Source organism: Nocardiopsis terrae (assembly GCF_014651695.1).
Classification (GTDB): Bacteria; Actinomycetota; Actinomycetes; order Streptosporangiales; family Streptosporangiaceae; genus Nocardiopsis; species Nocardiopsis terrae.
In genome coordinates, this window is sequence record NZ_BMXJ01000005.1 from 269,013 (window position 1) to 290,849 (window position 21,837).

The 21,837-nt window shown below is 71.3% G+C and carries 26 protein-coding genes; 13 read left to right on the forward strand and 13 right to left on the reverse strand.

Translation table 11 applies throughout. The features are described from left to right. Positions 1-9: 9 nt before the first annotated feature. Positions 10-471: a PPOX class F420-dependent oxidoreductase gene (locus IE195_RS15500; RefSeq protein ID WP_191272034.1), complete on the reverse strand. Its 462-nt coding sequence runs from the start codon at positions 469-471 to the stop codon at positions 10-12. Between the two features lie 71 nt (positions 472-542). Beyond that, positions 543-1,370 carry an endo alpha-1,4 polygalactosaminidase gene (locus IE195_RS15505; RefSeq protein WP_373295662.1) on the reverse strand — a complete coding sequence of 276 codons (828 nt, stop codon included), beginning with the start codon at positions 1,368-1,370 and terminating at the stop codon, positions 543-545. Between the two features lie 443 nt (positions 1,371-1,813). Between IE195_RS15505 and IE195_RS15510 the strand changes: the two genes are divergently transcribed. Further along, positions 1,814-2,590 (forward strand): potassium channel family protein, encoded by a 777-nt coding sequence (locus IE195_RS15510; RefSeq protein WP_225942474.1) that lies wholly within the window; start codon positions 1,814-1,816, stop codon positions 2,588-2,590. Between the two features lie 230 nt (positions 2,591-2,820). Here the strand turns inward: IE195_RS15510 and IE195_RS15515 are convergent, their stop codons facing one another. Continuing rightward, the gene (locus IE195_RS15515; protein WP_191272036.1) at positions 2,821-3,036 is read right to left on the reverse strand and encodes a DUF397 domain-containing protein; all 216 of its coding nucleotides are present in this window, start codon (positions 3,034-3,036) and stop codon (positions 2,821-2,823) included. A 2-nt stretch (positions 3,037-3,038) separates the two neighbouring features. Continuing rightward, positions 3,039-3,305: a Scr1 family TA system antitoxin-like transcriptional regulator gene (locus IE195_RS26705; RefSeq protein ID WP_225942475.1), complete on the reverse strand. Its 267-nt coding sequence runs from the start codon at positions 3,303-3,305 to the stop codon at positions 3,039-3,041. Between IE195_RS26705 and IE195_RS15520 the strand changes: the two genes are divergently transcribed. The 3 genes from IE195_RS15520 to IE195_RS15530 all read left to right on the forward strand — a co-directional run bounded on the left by IE195_RS15520 (position 3,282) and on the right by IE195_RS15530 (position 5,381). Beyond that, a complete protein-coding gene (locus IE195_RS15520) occupies positions 3,282-3,890 on the forward strand; it encodes a Scr1 family TA system antitoxin-like transcriptional regulator (RefSeq protein ID WP_191272038.1) in 609 nt (202 codons plus the stop codon). The two genes, IE195_RS26705 and IE195_RS15520, sit on opposite strands and share 24 nt — an antisense overlap. 214 nt (positions 3,891-4,104) lie before the next feature. Continuing rightward, positions 4,105-4,242 carry a hypothetical protein gene (locus IE195_RS15525; protein WP_191272740.1) on the forward strand — a complete coding sequence of 46 codons (138 nt, stop codon included), beginning with the start codon at positions 4,105-4,107 and terminating at the stop codon, positions 4,240-4,242. Between the two features lie 8 nt (positions 4,243-4,250). Next, entirely contained in the window at positions 4,251-5,381 is a 1,131-nt protein-coding gene (locus tag IE195_RS15530) for a methyltransferase domain-containing protein (RefSeq protein ID WP_191272040.1), read from the forward strand. A 1,064-nt stretch (positions 5,382-6,445) separates the two neighbouring features. Here IE195_RS15530 and IE195_RS15535 read toward each other — a convergent pair. Beyond that, on the reverse strand, positions 6,446-7,621 hold the full coding sequence (locus IE195_RS15535) for a UDP-N-acetylglucosamine--N-acetylmuramyl-(pentapeptide) pyrophosphoryl-undecaprenol N-acetylglucosamine transferase (RefSeq protein ID WP_191272042.1): 1,176 nt from the start codon (positions 7,619-7,621) through the stop codon (positions 6,446-6,448). A 196-nt stretch (positions 7,622-7,817) separates the two neighbouring features. Then, the gene (locus IE195_RS15540) at positions 7,818-8,453 is read right to left on the reverse strand and encodes a TetR/AcrR family transcriptional regulator (protein WP_191272044.1); all 636 of its coding nucleotides are present in this window, start codon (positions 8,451-8,453) and stop codon (positions 7,818-7,820) included. 110 nt (positions 8,454-8,563) lie between these two features. Between IE195_RS15540 and IE195_RS15545 the strand changes: the two genes are divergently transcribed. Then, on the forward strand, positions 8,564-8,944 hold the full coding sequence (locus tag IE195_RS15545; RefSeq protein WP_191272046.1) for a VOC family protein: 381 nt from the start codon (positions 8,564-8,566) through the stop codon (positions 8,942-8,944). Then, positions 8,941-9,822 carry an alpha/beta fold hydrolase gene (locus IE195_RS15550; protein WP_229826237.1) on the forward strand — a complete coding sequence of 294 codons (882 nt, stop codon included), beginning with the start codon at positions 8,941-8,943 and terminating at the stop codon, positions 9,820-9,822. Before IE195_RS15545 ends, IE195_RS15550 begins: the two co-directional genes overlap by 4 nt. Before the next feature lie 19 nt (positions 9,823-9,841). Here IE195_RS15550 and IE195_RS15555 read toward each other — a convergent pair whose 3' ends face one another. The 5 genes from IE195_RS15555 to IE195_RS15575 form a co-directional block, all read right to left on the reverse strand. Further along, positions 9,842-10,855, reverse strand: coding sequence for a sigma-70 family RNA polymerase sigma factor (locus tag IE195_RS15555; protein WP_191272048.1), 1,014 nt, complete (start codon positions 10,853-10,855; stop codon positions 9,842-9,844). A 125-nt stretch (positions 10,856-10,980) separates the two neighbouring features. Next, on the reverse strand, positions 10,981-11,379 hold the full coding sequence (locus IE195_RS15560) for a VOC family protein (RefSeq protein WP_191272050.1): 399 nt from the start codon (positions 11,377-11,379) through the stop codon (positions 10,981-10,983). Further along, positions 11,379-13,058 (reverse strand): MFS transporter, encoded by a 1,680-nt coding sequence (locus IE195_RS15565; protein ID WP_191272052.1) that lies wholly within the window; start codon positions 13,056-13,058, stop codon positions 11,379-11,381. The genes IE195_RS15560 and IE195_RS15565 overlap by 1 nt, the downstream gene beginning before the upstream one ends. Before the next feature lie 129 nt (positions 13,059-13,187). Then, a complete protein-coding gene (locus IE195_RS15570) occupies positions 13,188-14,411 on the reverse strand; it encodes a competence protein CoiA family protein (RefSeq protein WP_191272054.1) in 1,224 nt (407 codons plus the stop codon). Between the two features lie 85 nt (positions 14,412-14,496). Further along, positions 14,497-14,649 carry a hypothetical protein gene (locus tag IE195_RS15575; RefSeq protein ID WP_191272056.1) on the reverse strand — a complete coding sequence of 51 codons (153 nt, stop codon included), beginning with the start codon at positions 14,647-14,649 and terminating at the stop codon, positions 14,497-14,499. A 242-nt stretch (positions 14,650-14,891) separates the two neighbouring features. Between IE195_RS15575 and IE195_RS15580 the strand changes: the two genes are divergently transcribed. After that, positions 14,892-15,941 carry an NAD(P)-dependent alcohol dehydrogenase gene (locus IE195_RS15580; protein WP_191272058.1) on the forward strand — a complete coding sequence of 350 codons (1,050 nt, stop codon included), beginning with the start codon at positions 14,892-14,894 and terminating at the stop codon, positions 15,939-15,941. A 33-nt stretch (positions 15,942-15,974) separates the two neighbouring features. Here IE195_RS15580 and IE195_RS15585 read toward each other — a convergent pair whose 3' ends face one another. After that, on the reverse strand, positions 15,975-16,532 hold the full coding sequence (locus tag IE195_RS15585) for a CGNR zinc finger domain-containing protein (protein ID WP_191272060.1): 558 nt from the start codon (positions 16,530-16,532) through the stop codon (positions 15,975-15,977). 197 nt (positions 16,533-16,729) lie between these two features. Between IE195_RS15585 and IE195_RS15590 the strand changes: the two genes are divergently transcribed. The 4 genes from IE195_RS15590 to IE195_RS15605 all read left to right on the forward strand — a co-directional run bounded on the left by IE195_RS15590 (position 16,730) and on the right by IE195_RS15605 (position 19,633). After that, positions 16,730-17,179, forward strand: a complete 450-nt coding sequence (locus IE195_RS15590) for a VOC family protein (RefSeq protein WP_191272062.1) — start codon at positions 16,730-16,732, stop codon at positions 17,177-17,179. 107 nt (positions 17,180-17,286) lie between these two features. Beyond that, positions 17,287-18,207, forward strand: coding sequence for a pyridoxamine 5'-phosphate oxidase family protein (locus IE195_RS15595; protein WP_191272064.1), 921 nt, complete (start codon positions 17,287-17,289; stop codon positions 18,205-18,207). Then, positions 18,204-18,407: a ferredoxin gene (locus IE195_RS15600; protein WP_191272066.1), complete on the forward strand. Its 204-nt coding sequence runs from the start codon at positions 18,204-18,206 to the stop codon at positions 18,405-18,407. The genes IE195_RS15595 and IE195_RS15600 overlap by 4 nt, the downstream gene beginning before the upstream one ends. Beyond that, complete coding sequence (locus tag IE195_RS15605; protein ID WP_191272068.1) at positions 18,404-19,633, forward strand: NAD(P)/FAD-dependent oxidoreductase; 1,230 nt, start codon at positions 18,404-18,406, stop codon at positions 19,631-19,633. The genes IE195_RS15600 and IE195_RS15605 overlap by 4 nt, the downstream gene beginning before the upstream one ends. A gap of 34 nt (positions 19,634-19,667) precedes the next feature. On the opposite strand, the gene IE195_RS15610 is transcribed toward IE195_RS15605, so the two are convergent. Continuing rightward, the gene (locus IE195_RS15610; protein WP_191272070.1) at positions 19,668-20,207 is read right to left on the reverse strand and encodes an HPP family protein; all 540 of its coding nucleotides are present in this window, start codon (positions 20,205-20,207) and stop codon (positions 19,668-19,670) included. A gap of 109 nt (positions 20,208-20,316) precedes the next feature. Here IE195_RS15610 and IE195_RS15615 point away from each other — a divergent pair, with 109 nt between their 5' ends. Together IE195_RS15615 and IE195_RS15620 are read left to right on the forward strand one after the other, a co-directional pair. Next, positions 20,317-20,934: a CGNR zinc finger domain-containing protein gene (locus IE195_RS15615; protein WP_191272072.1), complete on the forward strand. Its 618-nt coding sequence runs from the start codon at positions 20,317-20,319 to the stop codon at positions 20,932-20,934. A 75-nt stretch (positions 20,935-21,009) separates the two neighbouring features. After that, complete coding sequence (locus tag IE195_RS15620; RefSeq protein ID WP_191272075.1) at positions 21,010-21,795, forward strand: SDR family oxidoreductase; 786 nt, start codon at positions 21,010-21,012, stop codon at positions 21,793-21,795. The last annotated feature ends 42 nt before the right edge of the window (positions 21,796-21,837 follow it).

Genomic DNA, 21,837 nt, shown 5'->3' on the forward strand with positions numbered 1-21,837 from the left:
CCGGGCCGCTCAGACCCGGTCCGCGGGGAACCCGCCGGTCGCCACCGGCCCCCACCGTCGGGGGGTGACACGCACCAGGGCCTTGCCCTGGCGGCGCATCGCCTCCCGGTACTCGTCCCAGTCGGGGTGCTCACCGGAGATCACCCGGAAGTACTCCACGAGTGGTTCGACGGCGTCCTCCCCCTCGATGACCTCGGCTTCCCCGTCCACCTGCACCCAGGGGCCGTCGAAGTCGTCCGAGAGGACGACGACGCTCACCCGGGTGTCCCTGCGGGCGTTGCGCGCCTTGGCCCGTTCGGGGTAGGTGGAGACCACGATCCGCCCGGCGGTGTCGACCCCGCACACCACCGGCGAGGCCTGGGGGCCGCCGTCCGCCCTCCGGGTGAGCAGGAGGGCCCGATGCCGGGGCCGCACGAACTCCAGAAGCCCGTCGAGGCCGACCTCGGTGTTGGTGGCGATGTTGGGTGCCATGTGCCCGCTTCCCAGAAGACGTCTCCCAGCGACGCCAGACTAGCCAGTGCCCGCGGCCCGGGGAAGGACCGTCAACAGGTGACGTACAGGTGTCCCGGCTCGGCGGCGGCCACCAGGTCGTGGTCGCGCAGGACGGTCCTGGCCGGGGCGGAGGAGTCGCCGCACACCTCGTCGAAGGTGAGACCGGAGTCCTCCAGTTCCTCCGGGTACTCCACGGCGAGCACGTTGTCGGGGCCGTAGACCTCGGTGTAGACCTCGCACTCCGCCCACGCCGCGCAGGACTCGGTCACGGCGAAGTCGAAACCGGCTTCGTCCCTGCCCCGCCCGGCCTGCTCCGCCCCGTTCTTCTGGGCGGCGGCGAGCCCCCGGTCGTGGGCGAGGACGGTGAGCCCACCGGCCAGGGCCAGGTTGTCGTCGGCGGTCAGCCGCCCGCCGGAACGCAGGTACGAGTCGAGGTTGTCGAACTCCACCGCGTCGAACCCCGCGTCGGCACACCGGTCGACGGTCGCGGTGAGGAGCACGGCGATCCGCTCCCGTCCCGCACGGGTGGAGGTGTCCAGCAGTACTTCGTCGGGCCACCCGGGGTCCGCGACCGGCTCCCCGCTCTCGTCGCGCAGCAGCAGGTCCGGGTCCTGTGCCAGCCAACGGTCGAGGTCGCCGGGCTGGGTCTGGAAACCGTTGACGTAACAGACCGAGTAGAGCCCCGGGGCGGGCTCGGCGGAGGAGTCGCGCACCACGGTGGTGACGCCTTCGGGCGGCGGGTACGCGCCGCCCAGCTGGTAGTCGAAACCGCCCTCGGGCAGGAGCCCTTCCGACGGCCCGGTGGGGCCCGTGCAACCGGAGAGGAGTGCCGTCAACACCAGCACGCCCCCGGCGACACTTCCGGTTCGAGGACTCACGGCGGCCTCCCAGTTCCCTACCGACAGAGCGGATCTCACAGCACAGAGGAAGCGCAGAGCAGGCGCAGGGGAGAACGGGCCTCGTGGCGCGTTCCGGTCATCGCTTCGGACGCCCAGTCAAGCAGTACGCCGAGCACCACGGTGACACCGCTCGCACCTCCGCGTCGGCACGGGGCAGGGAACCCGCGAGGGTCCGACCGGGAAAGCGCTGGCGAAACGGTGGAACCACAGCACAGGACGCCTCGTCGTAAGCTGCGGTGCCCGTGCCGGTACAGGTCGATGCCGGAGCAGTCCGCAGGATTCCGTATAGTGCCCCTGACCTGTGTCAACCTTCGACACGAACGCACCGCATCCGACCGAATCCCCACGGTCGGCCACCCGGACCAGGAAGCGGCGCCGTCCCGGGTTCCGGGGCGCGCCGAGGATTGGAGCCTCCCCCACTCATGGCAACCAAAGAAGAGATCGAACACGGCGAACGCGTCACGCGCTGGGAACGGCGTCTCGAGGTTCCGATGCTGCTCCTCGCAGGTGCGTTCCTGCTCGCCTACGCCTGGCCGGTCATCGAAGAGGACATGGGGCAGGTCATGCGGACCCGCCTCCAGATCCTGTCGTGGACGGTGTGGGGCGCGTTCGCGATCGACTTCCTGATCCGGCTCTGGCTGGCCGAGAACCGCCTCCTCTACGCGGCACGGCGGTGGTACGACGTCGTGCTGATCCTGGTTCCCATGTTCCGTGCGCTCCGGGTGCTGCGCATGCTCACCCTCCTGCGCATGCTGAACCGTGCGATGGCCGGAACCCTGGCCGGACGCATGTCCCTCTACGTGGGCACCACGTCGGCTCTGATCGTGTTCCTGGGAGCCATCACCGTGCTCGACGCGGAACAGGATGCGCCCGGAGCCAACATCACCGAGTTCGGGGACGCCCTGTGGTGGGCTTGCGTGACGGTGACGACGGTCGGTTACGGCGACTACTACCCCGTCACGACCGAGGGCAGGCTGGTGGCGGTGGCGCTGATGGTCGTCGGCATCGCCCTCGTCGGTGTGCTCACGGCGGCCGTGGCGTCCTGGTTCGTCAAGAACGCGAGCCTGAACGATGAGAACTCCGCCGAGGGAGCACAGGCCCCGGTGGAAGCGCAGGCCGCAGCGGAGTCCGGGAAGCAGGAGAGCGGTGGCGAGGAGGCCTCCCCGCAGGGCGGTGGCACTTCGTCGTCGTCCGGGTAGCTCCGATCGCTCTGGTGGGGTGAGTGGGGCCCGTGTGAGGGCTCTATCCCCGCGTTCGCGGGGAGCAACTCGCGGCCAGCGACCTCCGTCTGCCCTACCAGGGTCCATCCCCGCGTGCACGGGGAGCAGTCTCAATGACCTGCAGGTTTAGGCGTCAGGGGTGCCGAAATCTGCAAGTTGTTGAGAATCAGACAGAGAGCATCTTACTTCAGGAAGCTCAAAAAGACTGTTCAATCTGGATGATTCACCTCTCGGGCGCCAGCCAGGAAGGCTTGCCATTCAAGGCCGGGGAAGGTCAACATACCCAGTTCACGACGCTTGGTGTCACGCATCGCTGAACCGTTGGCCAGGTTGGCGACCTCAACGCATTCACCATGCGACCCGCTGTAGCTGCTCTTGAACCAGATTCCCAGCGGTGCGTGCTCTTCGGACCTGTTGGATCGCATGTTCATCCTTCTGGTGATTCGTACTGCCGCAGGAGCCGCGACAGAAGCCGATGGGTCTCAGGATTGTTCGCCGCCGCAGCACGCAAGTGGTCCAGCATGCCTCGGTGCGCCGTGACCTCGCGCGGGTGCTCCAACAACAGGTTCCTGGTGTGTGCCTCAACGTAGACAGCCTGCAGGGGCGGGGCGCCCTTCCGCTGCCTGGTCGTGGATGAAACCGCCCTCACCCGGCCCCCGCCGAACCCGAAGTGACGCGCGCCCAACTGACCCATCTGCACCACCTGGCCCAGGCCGACGGGATCAGCGTGCACCTTCTCCCGGACGGGACCGGTTTCCACCCCGGCCTGGGCGGGGCGTTCTGGACCCTGTCCTTCTCCCCCAGCCACACCCTGGTCTACATCCCCCACCCGCGCGGACCGGGCCAGGTCATCAGCGAGGTGTCACAGGTCAAGAGCTACACGGACCTGTTCGCCACGCTCCAGGGGGCCGCACTGCCGGTGGAGGAGTCCCGGAACCGACTGGTCGAACTCGCCTCCCGCATCTGCTCAACACCGGCGCGAGCTCTCACGAAGCAGCCCGCGCAACAGCCCGTGGTGGAGCACCGGCTGGCGCACGGGGAACTGCCCGCCTGGATGCACGTGGCCGCTCAGCGACGCCGAACCCCCGCCCCGGTGCCGCGCCCGCGCCCGGCCCCCGACGACGCTCCTACCCGGCCCGGGCCCGGACTGCCCCCGCTTCCCCTGCGCCCCCGCAGCCACCGCAAGCCCCGGCGTAAATTCGGTTGGTTCGTGACCATCTATGCTTTGGCCACCGCAGCGGGCGCCCTGATCCAGCACGTCTTCTCAAACCTGCTGTAAACCTCCCCATTTCACCCACACGAGGAGCACGCAGCCGATAGGAACGACGTCTGGGAGGACGAAGTCCACCAGACGCTCGACCTCACGGCAGAGGGCCGCCACACCGGGTTGACCGACCAGTCGCGCGAGCCGGACACCATGGCCCGGACAGCTCGCCTGCCTCCCAACACGCCGCCCGGCCCACGGCCGCGGCACCCCCATTGAGAGGACAGCCTTGAAGATCCCGACCCCGCACACCACCGCGTACAAGCACCAGGACTCCGCCGACGGCGACGGGCGCCGGACCGCCCGGCCGCTCCCCGCACCCGCCTCCAACCCCAGCGGCTCCGGCTGCGGCAAACACGAGAGGTAGGACAAGCCGTGACCCCCTCACACGAAAAGCTGGTCGCCCACCTGCTCCAGGCGGTCGGGCTCCCACCGCACTGGCGACGCGCGTTCGAGTTCGTGGAGCGCCACAGGTTCCTGCCCGACCAGGTCACCCTGCCCGACGGCACCACCGTGGACCGGCTCAGCGCCCCGGAACAGTGGCTCGGGGTCGCCTACGACGACATCCCGCTCGTCACCCAGGTGGACGACGGGGCCGAGGACGGCACCGGATATCCGACCAGTTCGGCGTCCATGCCCTCCATCGTCGCCGACATGTTGCGCCGGCTCGAGGTCCACCCCGGTATGCGGGTCCTGGAGATCGGCACGGGCACCGGGTACAACACGGCCCTTCTCGCCCACCTCCTGGGCGACGAAGCGGTCACCACCGTCGAGGTCGACCCGACCCTCGCCGAGCAGGCCCGCGTCAACCTGATGGGCACCGGGTTCGTGCCGCTGGTCGTCACCGGGGACGGGACCCAGGGCTGGCCCGCACGCGCCCCGTTCGACCGGGTGATCAGCACCGCGGCCGTGAAGCGGGTGCCCTACCACTGGATCGCCCAGAGCCAGCCGGGCGGGAAGATCCTCACCCCGTGGGGCAACGCCTTCCACAACGGGGTCCTGGCCGACCTACGGGTCGGCTCGCGCGGCACCGCAAGTGGGCGGTTCTGCGGCAACGTCGCCTTCATGTGGGTGCGCCACCAGCGCACCCCCGGCCAGGTGGTGGCGACCTACGTCAGCGACGAGCACGAGTTCAGAGTCAGACGCACCGGTATGCAGCCGAACGGCCCGCTGGCGTTCGACGCGAACTTCGCGATCGGGCTGCACATGCCGACCGTGATCAACGTGATCGAGTTCCACGAGGACGAGGACGACCAGCGGTTCGTCATGTACCTGGTCGATCCCGACAGCGGGTCCTGGGCGTCCTGGCACGTCGATCCGGGCGCGGCCTCACACGAGGTTCGCCAGTACGGGTCCCGGCAGCTGTTCACGGAGTTCGAGACGGCCTACCAGTGGTGGCTCGACTCCGGCCGCCCCGCCGTGGACCGGTTCGGGATGACCGTGTCCGTGGACCAGCAGACCGTCTGGTTGGACGAAGCAGCGAACGTCATCTCATCGATGCCCTGACCGCGCATCGGGGGGCGGTCACAGCTGACGGCTCCCCTTTTCCGCAGGCCAGGGGAATCGCGTACGACAGCAGTTGATTCGGTTTGGCTGGCACCCGGGGCCTGGGGGTGGCGACCCACCCGTGCCGCGGCCGGTCACCGGTTCCCGCGCGACAGCGACGACGGCGGGGCGACAGGGGCGGTGGCGGTGGCAGACAGCGGGGATGCGGGGATGGGAGCCGGAGCTTGTGGGGTCCGAAACCCGGCCCTCTGAAGGTCCGCTGCTTCCGAAACCCACTAATCCGCGGTGATCTTGCTACCAGGGGCAACTTGGGCGCCGAGATTGCTCCTGGTAGCAAGATCACGCCGAAAAGGGGCCCAAACCCGGCACGGAGGGACGGGAACCCGTCCCCTCGCGCCCGAGCCGGTCAGGCGGGTGGGGCGCGCTCGGCCCCAGAGCCGACCTGTTCGGGCCCTTCGTCACTGCCCGGTCACTGGATGGGGACGCGCCTGCCGATGAAGCCAGGCAGAAGGACGGGAATCCGGTCGGCCACGGCCGGACCGCTGGCCGGGGCCGGGCGAAGCCCCGGGGGCGTCTGCTGCCCCGACCACACGCCCCCCGTTTCCCGATAGCCGCCCATCCGCCGTCGTGGCGAAGCGGGTCAGGGTGGAGCGCCCGGAGCGAAGCGAGGACGTACGACCTTGACGCGCGAAGCGAAAGACGGCCACACTCACGCGGCGGGGAACGGGGCAATCCATGTTCAAAGTCTTCCAAGTAACCCGAAGCAACATCAGGCAGAGCGGGCGGTACACGTAGGTAGGCCCATCCCAGCGTGCGCGGGGAGGCAGGAGGAGGGAGGGGCCGACGCCCCCTACGTGAAGGGTCCATCCCCGCGTGCGCAGGGAGCAGACTTTTTGACCTGCGAACTTACCAGCGACAAGGGGTCGTTCTTCCAACTTCTTGAAAGTTGGACACTGGTGATTCCCTTCACAAAAGGGCCAAGATCGAACTCTTGGGTGCAGAGAGATCCTATTCACCGATATGTGAGTGGGCCACCCCTCTGGGGAAGGGGTGGCCCCTCCGGGTTAGCTGGCGGCCCTGAGCACCACGTCCACCAGGCGCTCGGCGGCGTCCGGCCTTCCGTGGGAGCGGGCGTTCTCGGCGATGGCCTCGCGCTTGGCGGGATCGACCAGCAGGGGTTCGACCGCCGCCTGCAGGTTGGCCGGGCTGACCTCGTCGAGGAGGGCGACGGCAGCGCCCGTCTCCTGGAGGTGGCGTGCGTTGTGCGCCTGCTCGTTACCGGCGGAGGTCGCCAGGGGGATGAAGACCGCGGCCTTGCCCAGGGCGGTGAGTTCGGCGATCGTCCCGGCACCGCTGCGGGAGATCACCACGTCCGCGAGCGCCAGCACGTCGGGGAGCTCCGGGCCCACGAAGGCGGTGAGGTGGTACCTCTCCGCAAGCCCCGGCGGCAGGCTCCGGGCACTCTCCCGAAGACTCTCGACGTTGTTGGCGCCGCACTGGTGGACGACGTTGGCGCGGGCCAGCAGCCACGGGAGGATCTCGCGGACGTTCGTGTTGATCTGCGCCGAACCCTGCGCCCCGCCGGTCACGTACACGGTGGGCAGGTCGGGGTTGTGCCCGTCGAAGCCCAGCCCCTTGGCGCCCAGGTCCGCCTGGCCGGTGAGGACCTCGGGGCGCACCGGGTTCCCGGTGACCACCGCGTCGTCCTGGGAGGAGTCGGGCAGCAGCCCGAGGGAGGACTCGGCGGACACCGCGATCTGCGCTCCGGCGCGGGCCAGGACCTTGTTGGCCAGGCCCAGGCGCACCGTCTGCTCGTGCACGACCAGCGGGCGGCGGCACATACGGGCCGCCAGGCCCACGGGCACCGCCACGTAGCCGCCGGTGGCCAGGACGACGTCCGGGACGAACTCGGAGACCAGCCTGCGCGCCTGCATGACCCCGCGGGGGACGTTGGCCATGTCCTTGACGTTGGCCCGGGAGACGAGCTTGATCGGGTTCCTGGAGCGGCGGATCTTGCCGGTGGCGACGTCGGCGAAGTCGATCCCGTTGGCCTCGGACACCCGGGACTCGAGACTGTTGGCCGCGCCCACCCACAGCACCTCCAGGGTGTTGCCGGTCTTCTCCAGGCGTGCGCGCAGCGCGTTGACGGCGGTCAGCGCGGGGTAGGTGTGGCCGCCCGTTCCACCTCCGGTGACGATCAGGCGCAGGTCCCGGGGCGGGCGGTCGTTGGTGCTGTTCACGCGTTTCCCATCTGGCTGCCCGTGGGTGAACCGGCGGGCGGGAGGAGTGGTCAGGTCGGGGCCGGGACGCGGGCGTCGGGGCTTCTCGCGGTCACGGCCCACCAGCACGGTAGCCGTGCGCGGGGGTTGTTCGGGCCAGTGGAGGGGGCGAAGCGGCAGGAAATACGCCGGGGTCCTGGTCACACACCCCGCCCCGCTACTTCCGGGGCCCTCCGTAGGCGGCGAGGAAGACCCGGACGCTCTCCGCGGCGTGCGCGCGGAGCTCCTCCCGCGCGGGGATGCCCTCGTCACCGAGGAGCATGGCCCGGTTGACGGGTTCGGACATCACCAGCCAGTTGAACCGGGACGCGGCGGCGTGCGGGTCCTCGACGGACAGGCGCCCCCGCACGGCCAGGCGCTCGAAGATCTCCCCGAGCGCGCCCACCGCCCGCCGCGGACCGTGCTCGTACAGGGCCCCGGCGAGCTCGGGAAAGCGCGCGACCTCACCGATGACCAGGCGGCGCAGCCGCATCAGGCGCGGGGTCAGCACCACGGTGAGCTGGCGGAGCGCGTAGTCGCGCAGGTAGTCGGCGAGGTCCTCGTCCTCGGCGGGGTCGGGCACGTCCTCGTGGACGAGGTCGCCCGCTCCGGTCGTCATGTGGCTGACGATCTCGACGAACAGGTTCTCCTTGCTGCCGAAGTGCTTGTACACGGTCTGCTTGGACACCTCGGAGCGCGCCGCGATCTCGTCCATGTTGGTGCCCAGGTAGCCGCCGCCGAGGAAGACCTCCTCGGCCGCCTCCAGGATCGCGCGCCGTTTGCGTTCCGAACGCCCCTCGGCAGGTTGCCGCACCTGATTCTCCCCGTGTTCTGTTGACCCGTGGGTACTGGACAGTCTAGTTTTGCATACATCCAGAGTACTGGACCGTCCAGTTTCACTCTGGGAGGATCGAGGCGCCCGTCATGCACATCCAGTTCGCTGAGTTGCCCGTGTTCGACCAGGACCGGGCCAAGGACTTCTACACCGACAGGCTCGGCTGCCGCGTACTCGCGGACGTCCCCATGGGCGAGGACGGCTGGCGGTGGATCGAGCTCGGGTTCCCCGGAGCGGACACCGCACTGCACCTGGTCCCCCGGCCCGACGAGGAGCCCTCGCCGGGCCCCGTGCTGGTGCTGGTCGAGGACGACGTCAAGGGCACCGTGGAGGCGCTGCGCGCCAAGGGCGTGGAGATCGTCACCGAGCCGGAGGAGGCCGCCTACATGCCGGGGGTCACGGTCGCGGAGTTCCGCGACAGCGAGGGCAACCGAATGGTCGTCAGCGGCAGGATCAGGGAGACGCCGTGAACGACCGCCGCTCCCCCGAGGTGCGCACCCTGCGGGTGCCCGGGGCCCGCCTCCACGCCGAGGTGCGCGGCTCGGGCCCGCTGCTGCTCATGGTCCCGGGCGGGCCGCAGGACGCCGGGGTCCTCGCCGACCAGGCCAGGCGCCTGGCCGAGGGGTACACGACCGTGGCCTACGACCCCCGGGGCAACTCGCGCAGCACCCTGGACGGCGGCCCCGGCGCGTGGGAGGAGGACCAGCGGCTCGACGTGCACGCCGAGGACGCCGCACGGCTGATCCGGGAGTTCGGCGACGGGCCCGCGCACGTGTTCGGCACCAGCGGCGGCGCCCAGATCGGGCTGGCCCTGGCCGCCCGGCACCCGGAACTGGTGCGCACGCTCGTGGCCCACGAGCCCCCGTGCGTGCCGTTGCTCGACGACCCCGAACCGGTGCTCGCGCGGGACCACGAGGTCCACCGGACCTACCTGAAGGAGGGGGTCGAGGCCGGGATGGCCCTGTTCCTGGGGCTCAACGGCCTGGACGCCGAGCCCGGCCCGGCAGGGTCGGAGGACACCCCGCCCGTGGACGGGGCACCGGCCATGGACGGGGAGGAGGCCGCGACCTTCGAGCGGGTCAGCGGGAACTTCGGGTACTTCCTCGCGCACGGCCTGCTGCCGCTCTCCCTGTACCGGCCGGAGGTGGAAACCCTGCGGCGCGACGGCACCCGGGTGGTCGTGGCCCTGGGCGAGGGCTCGGCGGGGGAGGACATCCACGACATCGGCTCCGCGCTGGCCCGGGCCCTGGACGTCGACCCGGTCGCCTTCCCCGGGGACCACCTGGGCTACGAGGGCGACCCGGAGGGTTTCGCCGCCGCCCTGCGCCGGGTACTCACCGGGACCTGAGCCGCCCCTGACTGACCCGTCAGGGGCGGGTCAGGGCCTCGGGCAGTGCGAAGAGGCGGAACAGCGCGGTGTCGAAGAAGACCGAGCAGCGGCTGACGCCCCCGTGGGACAGATCCAGGACATGGATGCCGAAGGCCCGGTGCGTTCCGTCCGCCGCGCGCAGGTACATGCCGAAGGCGGGCTGGCCGTTGGCGGAGGTCGGCACCATCGCCAGGTCGCCGGGGGCCCCGGCCGGGCAGTGGGCGGCGACGAGCCGTCCGATGTGTTCGGCTCCGCGCACCCAGGTGGCGAACGGGGGCATCTCGAAGGCGGCCTCGGCGGTGAACAGCTCGGTGAGCGCGCCGATGTCGTAGGACTCGAAGGCGGCGACGTAGCGGTCGAGGATCTCGCGCTGGTCGGAGCGGGGTTCGGGGAGGCTCTCCCGGTCGGGGGCGGCCCGGCCGAGCTGGGCGCGGGCGCGTTGCAGGAGGCTGTTCACCGCCGGGACCGAGGTGTCCAGGATGCGGGCGGTCTCGGCGGCGCTGAAGCGGAGTACGTCGCGCAGGAGGAGCACGGCCCTCTGGCGGGGCTGGAGGTACTGGAGGGCGGCGACCAGGGCGAGCCGGACGCTCTCGCGGGCGGTCACCACCGCCCCGGGGTCGTTGGTGCCGCCGTCGGAACCGCCGAGGCCGACCAGGGTGTCCGGCAGCGGTTCGAGCCAGGGCAGCTCGGGGCGTTCGGCGAGGGCGCCCTCCGGGGAGTCGGTGGGACCGCCGAGCCCGGTGGGCAGGGGGCGGCGGCTGCGCCGGTCCAGGGCGGTCAGGCAGGCCGTGGTGGCGATCCGGTGCAGCCAGGTGCGCAGGCTGGATCGGCCCTCGAAGCGGTCGTAGCCCTTCCAGGCGCGCAGGTAGGTCTCCTGGACCAGGTCCTCGGCGTCGTGCGCCGAGCCGAGCATGCGGTAGCAGTGCGCGTACAGCTCCCCCCGGTAGGGAGCGGCGAGCCGCTCGAAGTCCTGGTTCCTCGTCCCCGTCACGTGTTCCACCACGGCCGTCACGTTACGCCTCCCCTACGACAGGACACGCGGGTCCGCAGGTCCCCGCCACCCCGCCGGTCCCCCTTCTCCGCCGCGGGCTCCGGCCCCGCGGGCGGCCGTGCGGGCCGTCCGCGGGGCCGACCCGCCTACGTGCCCGCCTGTGCACCCTCCATGGCGGCGAGGTGCTCCTCGCTCAGCTGGATGACCTGCACGTAGTTGCCGTCGGGGTCCTTGGCCGTGGCGAAGAAGTTCCCGTCCCGCTCCTCCAGCGGCGCCACCCACTCGGTGCCCCGCTCGTCCATGCGCCCGGCGACGGCGCGGGCGTCGGCCACGTCGAAGTTGAGGATCACCCGGGCGGGGTCGGCGGCCTCGGGCCCGACGTCGTCGCGCCGGTCGATCAGCAGGTGGAAGCCGCCGAAGCGGAGCACCCGGTAGTGGTCCACGGTGTTGCTGTCGGCGGGGTCCAGCACGGCGGCGTACCAGTCGCGCAGGCGGTCGGGGTCGGTGCTGGCGAGCAGCATGCTGTCCAGTTGGGGGCGCTTCATCAGGTCCTCCCGGTGGGTTCGATGTCGGTTTCCGCTGCCTGTACTGACCCGTCCGGGAGCGGGAACTCATCGGTCCCCCCGGGCCCGTCCCCGCCCCGGACACCGACACGGCCGGGTTCCCGCGGCCCCTCCGCCGCCTCCTCCGCTGCCTCTTCCGCGGCGGTCTCCGCCGAGCCGCGCAGCAGCCACAGGGCCATGCCGCCGAAGACTGCCATCCCGACGATCCCGATGCCCGCGGTCACGTTGAGCCCCGCGGTGAACGCCTCCCGGGCCGACTCCACCAGTACGGCCGCCTGGGCCGGGGGCAGCCCCTCGGCGGCGGCGACGGCCCCGGCCAGGGTCTGGCCCGCGGCCTGCTCCGCGACCCCCTCGGGGACCTCCACCCGGGTGCGGTAGACGGCGGCGGCCAGGCTGCCGAGCAGCGCGACCCCGATGGCGATGCCGAACTCGCCGCTGGTCTCGGACATGGACGCGGCCGATCCGGCCTTCTCCCGGGGCGCGGAGCCCACCACGATGTCGGCGATCAGTGCGGCGCCCGGCCCCAGGCCGACCGAGGTGAGCAGCAGCCCCAGTACCACCGCGCCCGTCCCGCCGTCGGCGGGGACGAAGACCAGCACCAGGAAGCCGAGGGCGCTGACGAACATGCCGCCGCCGATCACGTTGGCCCGGCCGACCCGTTGGGCCAGGGGCGCACAGAACATGGTGCTGGCGATCATCGCCAGCGCCGGCGGCACCAACCACAGCCCGGCGGCCAGCGGGGAGTTGCCCGCGACCAGCTGAAGGTACTGGCTGAGCAACAGGAAGGTGCCGCCCATGGCGACCGCCCCGGCCATCATGACGGCGAGGGCCGCTCCGAAGGAGGGCGCCCGGAACAGGCGCAGGTCCAGGAGCGGGTCGGGCAGGCGCAGTTGCCTGCGCACGAACCACGCCCCCACCGCCGCGCCGAGCAGCACCGCAGTGAGCGCGGTGGCCCCCGAACCCCCTTCGGCGGCGGTTTTGAGCCCGTACACCACCGGCAGGATCGCGGCCAGCGACAGGGCGACGCTGAACAGGTCGAGGCGGCCCGCGCCTGGGTCGCGGTACTCGGGCAGGAGCAGGGGCGCGCAGACCAGGAGCAGGAGCATCACCGGGACACCGAGGAGGAACACCGACCCCCACCAGAACCACTGCAGGAGCGCGCCGCCCACCACGGGGCCGATGGCGGTGCCGCCCATGAAGCAGCTCGTCCACACCGAGATCGCGACCGCGCGCTGGCCCGGGTCGCGGAACATGTTGCTGATCAGCGCCAGGGTGGAGGGCATGAGGGTGGCCCCGGCCACGCCCATGAGGGCCCGGGTGGCGATGAGCAGCTCGGCGCTGGTGGAGAAGGCCGCGGCCACCGAGGCCAGTCCGAACGCGGCGGCGCCGGTCATCAGGAGCCTGCGGCGGCCGACCCGGTCGCCGAGCGTACCCATGGTGATGAGGAACCCGGCGATCATGAAGCCGTAGACGTCCATGATCCACAGGGTCTGGGCCCCGGTGGGCCGCAGGTCAGCGGCCAGGTGCGGGAGCGCCAGGTAGAGCACGCTCATGTCCAGGGAGAGCAGCAGTGTGGGCAGGGCCAGCACCGCGAGCCCCAGCCACTCGCGCCCGCTCGCTCGTGCCCCGGCCCCGTGCGGCCGGGATGGTGTCGTGTTCATCCGTGTCGTTCCTTGTCGCCTGGTCCGGTTCGTTCACGTGTACGGACCAGGGCGGCACGGAGAACTCATCGGGTGGCGACCGGCTTTCTCCCGAGCGGGATTCCTTCCCTTTCGTGGCAGGTCAGGCTCTCAACCGCGCTTGCGTTTGGTCCCGGGTCGGGGGGCGAGCTTCTGATTCGGTTTGCGCAGGGCGTCCTGGATCTTCTGCCAGTCGGACCGCGTGGCCACCTTCTGCATACGGCGGAGTATCTGTCTGGCCTCCCTGCGCCGGTCCTTGGAGGGATCCGTCCTGACGCAGTAGAGGAGGGCGTCGACGCGCTCCTTGTACGGAAGCCTGTACATGCTGGTCGGGTGCACTCCGGCCACCGCCCCGGAACCGGGCGGCCCGGGCCGCTCCTCAGGCTTGCCTCTCCGGGGCGAGCTTCCCTGCCCCGCTTTCCGAGGAACCCCTCCGTCACGGACCCTGAGTTTCTCAGTGGCTCTACTCAGGAGGCTCTGGAGGGCGGAGAGTTTCCTGGTGATCCTGGGGTCGGAGGAACTCATGATCTCGGACCGGAGCCTCCTGCCGGCGACGCGAATCCCCTCCTCGTCATCCAGTTCCAGAGCCGATTCCAGGTCGGCGACCGCGGGGTGGCGGCCATCGCCCTTGGGGGTGTCCCGGGCGAGGGAACCTCGCCCCTTTGGCACGGTGATCCCCTTCGAGGTAAGAGTGCAGGCTTCGAAGGGGAACCACCTGGTCTGACCGTCCGGGGCCGTGACGCCCACCTCCAGCACCCGCTTCAGGTCTGCGGTGCCCATCCGGAACCGCAGGGCGCGGCCGTGGTCGCGGGTCAGCCTCCGGACCAGTTCGGGGTTCTGTTTGACCAGCCAGGCAGGCGCCCCGCCTCGCAGGTGCGAGTAGAGGCGTTCGAGTTCCTCGGTGACCTCCGTGGTGAACTCAAACAGCAGGGACGGCTGCCCATCCGTCGCTGGAAGAACGAGCCGGTCACAGGTTCCTCCTGACTCGAAGTCACCCGAGAAGTGCGGCTCCCGGGTAGCCATCCCCTGCCCGGTCAGCCACTGGTTAACCTGTCTGCTGGCGTACAGGTGATCAGCACTCTCGATACCCCCGTGGCGGCGAGTGCAGGCGTTGCCGTTGGCGTGGTGCGCGAAGTGACTGACTTTGTCCCGGTAGACCCTGGGGGCCAGTCTGCCTCCGCAGCCGCCCAGGTAGACGCCGCACCAAAAGGTCCTGCCCTCATGGCGGCGCCGGAACTCCAGGGCAGCCCCGCGTTCCATCGGGATGTAGACCGGTTCGTGCGATCGGCTCGCGCCGAGGACCGCCGTCTGTACGAGTCTGTGGTCGAGGGGCATGCTGAATGAATAGCAGAGGCCGTCCCGCACCCGGTAGTGGCAGTTCCTGGAGGACGCCGACGACGTTCCCGGCCGGGTCCGTGAACTAGGCGACGAACGGCTTGCCCTCACGGGCGATCCCCTCCTCCATGCCTGGCACGTCCTCGACGTTCAGGCCAAGGGTGTCGCAGTAGAAGGTGCGGGCGGTCTCGGTGTCGGGAGCCACGAAGGATCCGAAGGCCCTGGTGCTGTCGAACATGACGTCCTCCCTGGACGGTGCGCCGTTCTCACCCCGTACCGACCCGCCCCGAAACTCATCGGGGCCGCGTCGGGAGAAACCATGCGAGAGGGTCAAACGATGCGGACGAATCCGTGCACGCCCCTTGGGCGACACCCGGTTCCGACCGGTGTTAACTTCGCGTGGGCACCAGGGCACGAAACGTGTCCGCACCGCGGTGCCCCGGTCGGGGCACCGCGCCTCACGCGGGGGGAGAGCAGCACATGCGCGCAGTCGTGTTCGAGAACTACGGGGAGTTCCCCTCCCTGACCGAGTTCCCCAAACCCGAGCCGGGCCCCGGAGAGGTCCTGCTCCGGGTGGCCGGGGCGGGGGCCTGCCACTCCGACATCAGCGTCTACCGGGTGTTCGAGGAGGGGCAGCCGGGGGCGCAGAAGCCGCCGTTCGTCCTGGGGCACGAGAACGCGGGCTGGGTGGAGTCGGTCGGCAGCGGGGTCAGCGAGCGGGTCACGGTGGGCGCCGCCTACATGGTGTACGGGCCGATCGGCTGCCAGCACTGCCGCAAGTGCGCCCAGGGCCGGGAGACCTACTGCGAGAACGCCGCGACCATGCCGTACCTGGCGGTGGGGCTGGGCCGGGACGGCGGCATGGCCGAGTACATGACCGTGCCCGAACGGCACCTCATCCCGCTGGGCGACGCCGACCCGGTGGCCGCGGCGCCGTTGGCCGACGCGGGGCTGACCCCCTACCACGCGGTCAAGCAGTCCCTGCCGTACCTGAACGGGGGCGGCCGGTACGCGCTGGTGATCGGCCTGGGCGGGCTCGGCCAGATCGGGGTGCAGGTCCTGCGGGCGCTGAGCGGGGCGACGGTGATCGCCACCGACGTCAAGGAGGAGGCCCGGGCCCGGGCGGAGGCCGACGGGGCCGTCACGGTGGCTGCCGGGGACCGGCAGGTCGAGGACATCCGGGAGCTCACCGGGGGTCGGGGCGCGGACGCGGTCTTCGACTTCGTGGGTGCGGATCCGACCGTGTCGGCGGCGGCTGCCAGCGTGGCCCAGGGCGGCCGGGTGAACGTCGTCGGTATCGCGGGCGGAACGCACGAGTTCTCGTTCTTCACCAACCCGTACGAGTCGTACCTGACCAACACCTACTGGGGTTCGGTGGGCGAACTGTGGGAGGTGGTGGACATGTACAGGGCGGGGCAGATCCGCCCGGAGATCGAGCGCTTCGCCATGGACGACGCCCTGGAGGCGTACCGGAAGCTGGAAGCGGGCGAGATCAACGGCCGCGCGGTCGTGGTGCCCAACGAGAGCTGAGGCCCGCCCGGTCCTCTGGTTTCCCTGTTCGTCTCAGGCCGTCCGGCCCGCCCGCTCCCGGGCGTGGTGCCGGGCGGCCTTCGCTCGGTTGCCGCAGCCCGCCATGGAGCACCAGCGGCGGGTGCCGTTCTTGGACGTGTCGAAGAAGTGCAGGACGCACTCGGGGTTGGCGCAGCCTCGGAGGCGGTCGGGGCGTTCGAACAGGTCGAGGAGGTTCGCGGCGGCGAGCCAGGCCGGACCCCGGGCCGACTGGTCGAACTCCACGGTGGAGTCGGGGGCCGCGTCGCGCAGGAGGCGGCGCACGCTGCCGTGGGCGAGGGCGGCGTTGAGTTCGGCCGTCGCCGCGGGGTCCCGGGGGTCTCGAAAGAGCCGGTCGAGCGTGTCGCGGACGTCCAGCAGGTGGGCGAGGGTCTCGGGGTCGGCGGTGAAGCGTTCGGCCAGCCCGGCCTCGTCCAACCACTGCCGCAGTCCGTCGGTGGAGTCGAGCAGGTCGAAGGACTCGCCGCCGTCGACCCAGCGGGTGTTGAGCAGGTCCACGGCGACCGGTTCCCCTGTGAGCGGTCGTGGCCGAACCTCTTCCCTCGCCGTCATCGGCCCTCCCCCGCAGGTCGTCCTGGCTGCTCGTTCCCCCGGGCCGGATCGCCCGGGTGCCGGGGAGCCTACCAAGAACCCGAATCCTAACCCTTCAAATGTACTTGAGTAGTTGACTCTTCTCTTTCCTAACCCTTAAAGTCATTTTGAAAGGTTACCACCGCACGGGTGGCCACCTCCGAGAGACAAGGCATGCCATGACGCCTTCCCGACTGACCACCGGCCACATCGGCCTCAACGTCACCGACCTCGAACGCTCACTCGACTTCTACTCACGCGTCCTCGGCTTCGAGGTCATGGGCCAGAGCCGGGAACAGGGCCGCGAGTACGCCTTCCTCGGCCGCGACGGAACACTCCTGCTCACCCTGTGGCAGCAGAGTGTCACCGGTTTCCGCCCCGACACCGCCGGACTCCACCACCTGTCCTTCCAGGTCGACACGGTAGAGGAGGTCCGCCGGGCCGAGGCCGCGCTGTTGGAGGCCGCCGTGGAGTTCGCCCACGACGGCGTGGTCCCGCACGGCGAGGGGGCCGCCTCCGGCGGGATCTTCTTCCACGACCCGGACGGGGTCCGGCTGGAGATCTACGCGCCCTCGGGCGCCGAAGGCACCAAGGCCCCGACCGCCGCCCCCACCTGCGGATTCTTCTAGAACCCGACTGCTTCCGGATCCAACGGACAGTTCCCACCGACCGAACCGCTCCGGACGGGCCCGGTGCCCTGCGCGGGCGCCGCACCGTTTCCGGGAGGGAGAACGGAATGGCCAGCTACCACCCGGGGGAGATCGCGGTTCAGCGCAGAGCCTCCCTCGCCGACCAGGCCGCCTCTTCCGAGAGGGCCATCCACGAGGGGATCCCCGGCATCGCGGCGGACTTCCTCGCCACCCAGCGGTGGTTCGTCCTGGGAGCGGCCGACGCCCGGGGCGACGTGTGGTGCTCCCTGCTCACCGGACCGACCGGCTTCCTGCGCGCCCACGACGCGCGCACACTCGACATCGCCGCCCTGCCCCGCCCCGACGACCCCCTGGCCGGCGTACTCGGCGGCGGTCCCGCGCGGAGCGGCGCCCTGGCGATCGAACCGGGCACCCGACGGCGCATGCGGATCAACGGAACGACCACACCGCACCCGGCCCCGGGCAAGGGCGGACTGCGCCTCAGGACCGCCCAGGTCTTCGCCAACTGCCCCAAGTACATCCAGAAGCGGACGCCGGCCCCGGCCCCGGCCGGGGACCGCCCCGCCGTCTGGGGCGACCGGCTCACCGACGCCCACGCGGACCTGGTCGACCGCTCCGACACCTTCTTCTTCGCCACCGCCGACGACTCCGGCGAGGCCGACGCCAACCACCGGGGCGGGCACCCGGGGTTCCTGCGAGCGCACTCCCCCACCCTGCTCAGCTGGCCCGACTACACGGGCAACGCCATGTTCACCACCCTGGGCAACCTGTGGCTGAACCCGCGTGCGGGCCTTCTGATCCCGGACTGGGAGAGCGGCGGCCTGCTCCAGATCACCGGCACCGCCCGTGTGCTCTGGGGGGAGGAACCCGAGGAGCGAACGGTCGAGTTCTCCGTCGGCCGCGTGGTCTCGGTGCCCTCCGGGGGCCTGCTCGCCCTCGAAGGGCCCCACTACTCGAAGTTCAACCCGCCGGTCACGCCGGTCACACCGGGAGGAGTCCCCCGATGAAGGTCCACGTGGACATGGCGCTGTGCGAAAGCCACGGCCAGTGTGTCTTCGCCGCGCCCGACGTCTTCGCCTTCGACGACGAGGAGGAGGAGGAGCTGGTGTACGAACCCTCCCCCGGCCCCGGCCGACGTGCGGCGGTCGAACAGGCCGTCCTCAGCTGCCCGGTCCGCGCCGTCGCACTGGACGGGGGCGCCGGATGAACGGCCCGGGATCGGTGGTCGTGGTGGGGGCCGGGCTGGCCGGGCTCCGCGCCTCGACCGCCCTGCGCGAGCGCGGGTTCACCGGAGGCCTCACCGTGGTGGGCGACGAGCCCCACGGCCCCTACGACCGGCCCGGTCTGTCCAAGGACGTGCTGACCGGCCGACGCACCGCCGCCGACACGGACCTGCCGATACCGGCGGGTCTGGACGCCCGGTGGCGACTGGGCCGCCGGGCGGTCGCCCTGGACCGGGTCGGACGCCGTCTGCTCCTGGATGACGGCACCGTTCTGGGCTACGACGGCCTGGTGATCGCCACCGGGGCCGCTGCCCGCCCCTGGCCCGGCCCCGGGGCACCGCCCGGCTCGGGTGTCCACACACTGCGCGGACGGGAGGACGCACTGGCCCTGCGCCGGGCGCTGACAAAGGGCGGACCGCTCCTGGTGGTCGGCGCCGGTTTCCTCGGCTCCGAGGTCGCCTCCGCCGCCCGGGCCCTGGAGCTGCCCGTGACCCTGGTGGACGCGGCACGCCGGCCCATGGAACGTGCGGTCGGCTCCGTGGTGGGATCGGTGCTCGCGGATGTTCAGAAGGCCGCCGGAGTCGACCTGAGGCTCGGCACGACAGTGACGGGTCTCCTCGGCCGACAGGCACTGGAGGGGGCGCTGCTTTCCGACGGGACCCGGGTGGCGGCCCGAACGGTGCTGCTGGCCCTGGGCGCACGTCCGAACACCGAATGGCTCCGGGATTCGGGGCTGCGCCTGAACGAGGGGACCTCCGGCGGAGTCTCCTGCGACCGCCGCGGCAGGGCCCTGGGGGCCGACGGCCGCCCGGCACCGGACACCGTGGTGCTGGGTGACGCCGCGGCCCCGCCGCACCCCCTGCCCGGCGACGGGTCCCCCGCGCATCTGGGCATCGGCCACTGGAGCGAGGCGGTCGACCGGGCCGACTCGGTCGCCGCCGCGCTGCTCGGGCAGGAGTGCCCGGCACACGAGACAGTCCCCTCCTTCTGGTCCGACCAGTTCGGTCTGCGGATCCGCTCGGTGGGACTGCCCCAGCTCGCCGACCGGACCGAGGTCCGCGAACACGACCCGGTCCGCTCACGGATGGAGGTGGCCTACCACCGGGGACCGCGGATCGTGGGGGCGCTGACGGTGAACCGCACCTCGCGTCTGGCCGCCCACCGGGAGCGGATCAAGCAGGAGTGGCACCAGCGGACCATCCCCGTGTGACGGCGCAGGGACGTGCGGTGACGGGGTAGCCCGGTCACCACCAGTAGACGGGGTAGGGGCGGGCGGAGACCCGGTTGCCGACCAGGCCGACCAGGACCAGCACCGAGGCTGCCACCGCGAGGAGGCCCGTGAAGGACCAGAACGGAGGCGCCTGCAGGGCGACGATGAGAGCGGTGGCCGCGGCCGGCGAGTGCGGGGTACGGGCCAGGGCCATCGCCCCCAGGGCCAGTCCGCCGGCGACTGCGGCAGCCCAGATTCCGGGTTCGGCCACGAGCAGGACGGCGAAACCGGTCAGTGCGGACAGCAGCTGCCCACCCACCACACTGCGCGGCTGGGCCAGCGGCAGGGCCGGGGCCCCCGCGACCAGGGCCATGCTGGCGGCGAGCGGTGGTATGAGCAGCGGCATGTCGAGCGCCACGGCTCCGGCGGCCAGGACGAGGAGTGCGGCCACGCTGGTGGCGGTACCGAGGGCGACCGTGCGGGCGGAGGCGGGGGCCGGAGCCTTCCCGGCCAGGAAGGAGCGGATTCGTGAGGTCGGGGCGGGGGTCCGGGTTTCGGAGGTCTGCGTGGTCATGTTCCTACCTGTGTCCGTTGAGCTAATGGATGGCAAGCATTGCTTTCATTAGCAACAAGGGAAGCATTCCAGGAGAACCAACGACAGACAAGCCCCGTACCATTAGGTGATGGCGATCTCAGGGAGAGTCCGGGACATGCCGGTGCTCGGCGAGCATCCGGCGCTGGACCTGGTGAACACCGTGTTCATCCGCGGCGGGCTACGCGGACAGCTGGTGGACGCACTCACCACCCCCGCCGACCTGGCCGACTGGATCGCCGCGCAGGCCGAGGTTCTGGGCCCGCTCGACCCCGTGCCCCAACCCCGTCCTGAGGCGCTCACCGCATTCACCGACCTGCGCGGGTCCCTGCACCGGGTGGTCGCCGCCGCGGCGGCCGGGAGGGAGGCGGACCCCGCGGACACGGCCGCCGTCAACGCCGCGTCCCGGGCCCACCGGGACACCGTCGAACTCCCGCCCGCCGGACACGGACCCGCAGTGCGGCGCACCGACGCCCCGGACACCCCCTCCGCCGTGCTGGCCCGGGTCGCCCGCACCGCCGTGGACCTGCTCACCGGACCGCAACTGGAACAGCTCCGTGCCTGCCCCGCACCCGGCTGCGTCCTCTTCTACCTGCGCACCCACCCCCGGCGGGAATGGTGTTCCAAGGGCTGCGGCAACCGGGTCCGGGTCGCCCGCCACAGCAGACGGCAGCAGGACGGGGCCGACCGTTCCCGGGGCGCCCCCTGAGCCCGACCCGGCTGGCCTGATCCCCGGGGGCCTGCCAGGATGCCGTGAGCACTGCTGGAAAGCCTGAGGAGTGACATGGATCTGGGAATCGCGGGCAAGGTCGCCCTGGTGACCGCGGCCACCTCCGGACTGGGCCGGGCGGTGGCGGTCGCGCTGGCCGCGGAGGGCGTTCGGGTGGCGGTGACCGGGCGCGACGAGGAGCGTCTGGACGCGGCCGTGGCGGCCTGCCGTGCGCACGGCGCGGACGCCGTCGGCGTCTCCTGGGACCTGGCCGAGCACGGCCGCGCGGGCGAGGTCGTCTCCCGGGTCGTCGACGAGCTGGGACCGGTGGACATCCTGGTCAACAACACCGGCGGGCCGCCGCCCACCACAGCGCTGGGCCAGCGCCCCGGACTGTGGCAGGACATGTACGCGGCGATGGTGCTGCCGGTGATCGGGCTGACCGACGCCGTGGTCGGCGGGATGCGCGAACGCGGCTGGGGCCGGATCATCACGAGCACCTCGTCGGGCCCGATCGCGCCCGTCCCGAACCTGGGGGTGTCCAACACGCTGCGCGCCTCGCTGCACTCCTGGTCCAAGACGGTGGCCAACGAGGTGGCCGCCGACGGGGTGACGGCCAACGTGATCGTGCCGGGCCGGATCGCCACCCCGCGGGTGGACTCACTGGACCGGGCCCGCGCCGAGCGTTCGGGGCTGCCCCTGGAACAGGTCCGGGAGCAGGCCCGCGGATCCATCCCTGCGGGCCGCTACGGCGACCCCGAGGAGTACGGCGCGGTGGCCGCGTTCCTGGCCAGCCAACAGGCCGCCTACGTGAACGGCTCGGTGGTCAGGGTCGACGGCGGCCAGATCCCCTCGGTGTGAGGCTGCTCCCCCGGTGGGACCGCGGCCGCCCGGGCCGGGAAA

Coding starts and splice junctions, on each gene's coding strand:
- IE195_RS15500 (WP_191272034.1), bottom strand. CDS start 471: ATGGCACCCAACATCGCCACCAACACCGAGGTCGGCCTCGACGGGCTT.
- IE195_RS15510 (WP_225942474.1), top strand. CDS start 1,814: ATGGCAACCAAAGAAGAGATCGAACACGGCGAACGCGTCACGCGCTGG.
- IE195_RS15515 (WP_191272036.1), bottom strand. CDS start 3,036: ATGCGATCCAACAGGTCCGAAGAGCACGCACCGCTGGGAATCTGGTTC.
- IE195_RS26705 (WP_225942475.1), bottom strand. CDS start 3,305: ATGGGTCAGTTGGGCGCGCGTCACTTCGGGTTCGGCGGGGGCCGGGTG.
- IE195_RS15545 (WP_191272046.1), top strand. CDS start 8,564: ATGCACATCCAGTTCGCTGAGTTGCCCGTGTTCGACCAGGACCGGGCC.
- IE195_RS15560 (WP_191272050.1), bottom strand. CDS start 11,379: ATGAAGCGCCCCCAACTGGACAGCATGCTGCTCGCCAGCACCGACCCC.
- IE195_RS15565 (WP_191272052.1), bottom strand. CDS start 13,058: ATGAACACGACACCATCCCGGCCGCACGGGGCCGGGGCACGAGCGAGC.
- IE195_RS15570 (WP_191272054.1), bottom strand. CDS start 14,411: ATGCCCCTCGACCACAGACTCGTACAGACGGCGGTCCTCGGCGCGAGC.
- IE195_RS15575 (WP_191272056.1), bottom strand. CDS start 14,649: ATGTTCGACAGCACCAGGGCCTTCGGATCCTTCGTGGCTCCCGACACC.
- IE195_RS15580 (WP_191272058.1), top strand. CDS start 14,892: ATGCGCGCAGTCGTGTTCGAGAACTACGGGGAGTTCCCCTCCCTGACC.
- IE195_RS15585 (WP_191272060.1), bottom strand. CDS start 16,532: ATGACGGCGAGGGAAGAGGTTCGGCCACGACCGCTCACAGGGGAACCG.
- IE195_RS15590 (WP_191272062.1), top strand. CDS start 16,730: ATGACGCCTTCCCGACTGACCACCGGCCACATCGGCCTCAACGTCACC.
- IE195_RS15595 (WP_191272064.1), top strand. CDS start 17,287: ATGGCCAGCTACCACCCGGGGGAGATCGCGGTTCAGCGCAGAGCCTCC.
- IE195_RS15600 (WP_191272066.1), top strand. CDS start 18,204: ATGAAGGTCCACGTGGACATGGCGCTGTGCGAAAGCCACGGCCAGTGT.
- IE195_RS15605 (WP_191272068.1), top strand. CDS start 18,404: ATGAACGGCCCGGGATCGGTGGTCGTGGTGGGGGCCGGGCTGGCCGGG.
- IE195_RS15610 (WP_191272070.1), bottom strand. CDS start 20,207: ATGACCACGCAGACCTCCGAAACCCGGACCCCCGCCCCGACCTCACGA.
- IE195_RS15615 (WP_191272072.1), top strand. CDS start 20,317: ATGGCGATCTCAGGGAGAGTCCGGGACATGCCGGTGCTCGGCGAGCAT.
- IE195_RS15620 (WP_191272075.1), top strand. CDS start 21,010: ATGGATCTGGGAATCGCGGGCAAGGTCGCCCTGGTGACCGCGGCCACC.